The 3,543-nt window shown below is 49.1% G+C and carries 4 protein-coding genes and 1 pseudogene; 4 read left to right on the plus strand and 1 reads right to left on the minus strand.

Annotated elements, in window-relative coordinates; translation table 11 throughout:
- Together KDK17_RS19095 and cmk are read left to right on the plus strand one after the other, a co-directional pair.
- Nucleotides 1–255 (plus strand): annotated as a pseudogene (locus KDK17_RS19095) (bifunctional prephenate dehydrogenase/3-phosphoshikimate 1-carboxyvinyltransferase); the annotation flags it as partial.
- Nucleotides 256–365: 110 nt separating this feature from the next.
- Nucleotides 366–1,064, plus strand: coding sequence for a (d)CMP kinase (gene cmk / locus KDK17_RS19100; RefSeq protein WP_257279669.1), 699 nt, complete (start codon nucleotides 366–368; stop codon nucleotides 1,062–1,064).
- Between the two features lie 123 nt (nucleotides 1,065–1,187).
- Here the strand turns inward: cmk and KDK17_RS19105 are convergent, their stop codons facing one another.
- The gene (locus KDK17_RS19105) at nucleotides 1,188–1,313 is read right to left on the minus strand and encodes a hypothetical protein (protein WP_257288832.1); all 126 of its coding nucleotides are present in this window, start codon (nucleotides 1,311–1,313) and stop codon (nucleotides 1,188–1,190) included.
- Here KDK17_RS19105 and rpsA point away from each other — a divergent pair.
- On the plus strand, nucleotides 1,312–2,991 hold the full coding sequence (gene rpsA, locus KDK17_RS19110) for a 30S ribosomal protein S1 (protein WP_257279668.1): 1,680 nt from the start codon (nucleotides 1,312–1,314) through the stop codon (nucleotides 2,989–2,991). The genes KDK17_RS19105 and rpsA overlap by 2 nt on opposite strands.
- A 311-nt stretch (nucleotides 2,992–3,302) precedes the next feature.
- The coding region (gene ihfB / locus KDK17_RS19115; RefSeq protein ID WP_257288833.1) for an integration host factor subunit beta at nucleotides 3,303–3,543 on the plus strand (241 nt) is incomplete at its 3' end.

The following is a 3,543-nucleotide window of genomic DNA, read 5'->3' on the forward strand; positions in this document are numbered from 1 at the left end:
ATGTGGCACGATATCGCCCTGGGTAACAGTAAAGCAATTATTTCTTCGTTGGATCAGTTTTCTGAAGGCCTGGCTCGTCTTCGCCAGGCCATTGTTGAAAAAGATAGCAATACGATACTGGCGAAGTTTGAGCAAGCTCAGTCTGCACGGCAGAACTTTGCCAGTATTCTCGAAAGAAGGGCTTGTATGGCTAACTCTGATGAAAATCAGAGAGATTCAGTGACTTTTGTAGCCAATTCGGGCGAAGGAAAGTAATTGAGTTCAGTCCATGTTGGATCAACAATAGGTATTCAAGCGTGAGAGATGTTGGTGCTTGCAGAAGCAGAAGTAATTTTTCATTACTTCATGGATTAGAGAGTCAGTAAATGAAAAATTCTGCACATATCAGCGTGCCAGTCGTGACTATTGATGGTCCCAGTGGCTCCGGGAAAGGAACAGTTGCGGCTCTGCTGGCGAAGGAGTTTGGCTGGCACCTGCTGGACAGTGGTGCTTTGTATCGACTGACAGCACTGGCAGCGATGAATCATGGGGTGGATTTTTCTGATGAAAAATCATTGGAGGTACTGGCAGGTCACCTGGATGTTCAATTTGAACCGGGTGCTGAAGGTGAAGGCCTGAAAATTATTCTTGAGGGTGAGCGCGTTGGCGCTAACCTGAGGACCGAAGAAGTGGGGGCTAAAGCCTCTCGGGTAGCAGTCTTGCCGGGTGTCAGAAAAGCTTTGTTAAATCGTCAGCAGGACTTTGCAGAAGCTCCGGGTCTGATTGCCGATGGAAGGGATATGGGAACCGTGGTTTTCCCCCGGGCTAATGTCAAGGTTTACCTCACGGCCAGTGCAGAAGAACGGGCAAAACGTCGTCAAAATCAGTTGCAACAGAAAGGGATTGATGCTAGCTTTGACCAGCTTTTAGCTGACATTCTTGCCAGGGACAATCGTGACATGAATCGCGATGTCGCTCCTTTGAAACCTGCCGATGATGCTATTGTTCTGGACAGTACCAGATTGAGTATTCAGGAAGTGTTCGTTCGCGTAGTGGATGTCATGCGACAGAATGGTCTGATCTGATTAAAAATGATCGTTTCGGAACCTGGGGCTGTTGAGGAAGACTCAACAGCTTGTTTCTGTTGAGGTAGTCTGACCGATTTCCGGAAAGACCGACGCAAATAACCGAATGGTGCAGATTGCCAGTTACAGCCATACGGTGCTTTTTGAAAAACAACCCACACTGACTGGCGGTGTGGCCAGCATGCGATCAGAAGTAACTGCCTTTCCGGGGTGGTGTTGATTGAAGTGCTGATTGATAGGAATGATCATGAGCGAAAGCTTTGCTGAACTGTTTGAAGAAAGCCTGAAAGATATCGAAATGAAGCCGGGCGCTATTGTTAGCGGTCAGGTTGTCGATATCGACAGCGACTGGGTGACTGTTCACGCAGGTCTGAAGTCTGAAGGTGTTATCCCAAAAGCTCAGTTCCTGAACGAACAGGGTGAACTGACCATCGCTGTCGGCGACGAAGTTCAGGTTGCTCTTGACGCGGTTGAAGATGGTTTCGGTGAAACCCGTCTGTCCCGCGAGAAAGCCAAGCGTATGGAAGCTTGGGGCGAACTCGAAAAAGCCTTTGAAGCAGAAGAAATCGTTAAAGGTGTCATCTCTGGTAAAGTCAAAGGTGGCTTCACTGTTGACGTTAACACCATCCGTGCATTCCTGCCGGGTTCTCTGGTTGACGTGCGTCCGGTTCGTGATACAGCTCACCTTGAAGGCAAAGAGCTGGAATTCAAGGTCATCAAGCTGGACCAGAAGCGCAACAACGTAGTGGTTTCCCGTCGCAGCGTTCTGGAAGCTGAAAACAGTGCTGAGCGCGAGCAGCTGCTGGAGTCCCTGCAGGAAGGTCTGGAAGTTAAGGGTATCGTCAAGAACCTGACCGACTACGGTGCTTTCGTAGATCTGGGCGGTGTTGACGGCCTGCTGCACATCACTGACATGGCCTGGAAGCGCATCAAGCATCCAAGCGAAATCGTGAACGTTGGCGATGAAATCAATGTTAAGGTTCTGAAATTTGACCGTGACCGTAACCGTGTATCCCTGGGTCTGAAGCAGCTGGGTGAAGATCCATGGGTTGCCATCACCAAGCGCTTCCCTGAAGGTACCCGTGTATCCGGTCGCATCACCAACCTGACCGACTACGGCTGCTTCGTTGAGCTGGAAGAAGGTGTTGAAGGTCTGGTACACGTTTCTGAAATGGACTGGACCAACAAGAATATCCACCCATCCAAGGTGGTCGCTCTGGGTGACGAAGTTGAAGTTCAGGTTCTGGACATCGACGAAGAGCGTCGTCGTATCTCTCTGGGTATCAAACAGTGCAAGCAAAACCCATGGGAAGAGTTCTCAGGTTCCTTTAACAAGGGTGACAAGTTGGCCGGTAAGATCAAGTCTATCACTGACTTCGGTATCTTTATCGGTTTGGACGGCGGCATCGACGGTCTGGTTCACCTGTCTGACATCTCCTGGAATGAAACTGGCGAAGAAGCTGTTCGCAAGTACCGTAAAGGTGATGAAGTTGAAGCGGTTATCCTGGCGATTGATGCTGAGCGCGAGCGTATCTCCCTCGGTATCAAGCAATTGTCCGAAGATCCATTCAACTCTTTCGCTGGCCTGAATGAAAAAGGTTCCATTGTTAAGGGTGTGATCAAGGAAGTGACTGCCAAGGCGGCGACCGTGAAGCTGGCTGAAGACGTTCTGGCTACTCTGAAAGCTTCTGAAATCAGTGTTGATCGCGTTGAAGACGCTACCAATGTACTGAAAGAAGGCGAAGAAGTAGAAGCTCGCATCATCAGTATCGACCGTAAAAACCGCAATATCTCCCTGTCCATCAAGGCGAAGGATCAGGCTGAAGAGAAGGCGGCTATGAAAGAACTGCGTGCGAAGCAAGAAGACGAGACTTCCGGTCCTACCACTATCGGCGACCTGATCAAGGCTCAGATGGAAAACAAGTAATACTTGTTGAAGAATGCTTCTGATGAGGCTATCTTTTTCCATAAGTAAACCGCGGCTCCGGCTGCGGTTTTTTTATGGTTATCAATAGGTTGCTTGATTTATTGAATGGGGTTGGCTAGGGTAGGAATTGTCTGTAATCCCAATCAGGTCTGGGAATGCCTGAATAGTCGGGTGTCCGGCTTACGAGATGCGTAGCCGTTCTCGAGTATGACATATTTAATGTCTTGCTGATCACCTGATCTGGGTGCAGTGTCCGTAATGATGCTGAGGCTTCAGTGTCACCCAAGGGTACAGGGAAAGGATGAACGACAATGACCCGATCAGAATTGATAGAACGACTGACCGAGCAACAAGATCAGTTGTCGGTTAAGGACGTAGAGCTGGCCATCAAATCTATTCTTGAGCAGATGTCTCAGTCTCTTGCCAGTGGGTTAAGGGTAGAAATCAGGGGATTTGGCAGCTTTTCCCTGCATTACAGAGCGCCGAGAGTGGGTCGAAATCCCAAGACCGGTGAGTCTGTCGTTTTAAATGGAAAATACGTTCCTCATTTCA

The sequence above is a fragment of the Endozoicomonas sp. SESOKO2 genome, from assembly GCF_024606245.1.
Taxonomy (GTDB): Bacteria; Pseudomonadota; Gammaproteobacteria; order Pseudomonadales; family Endozoicomonadaceae; genus Endozoicomonas_A.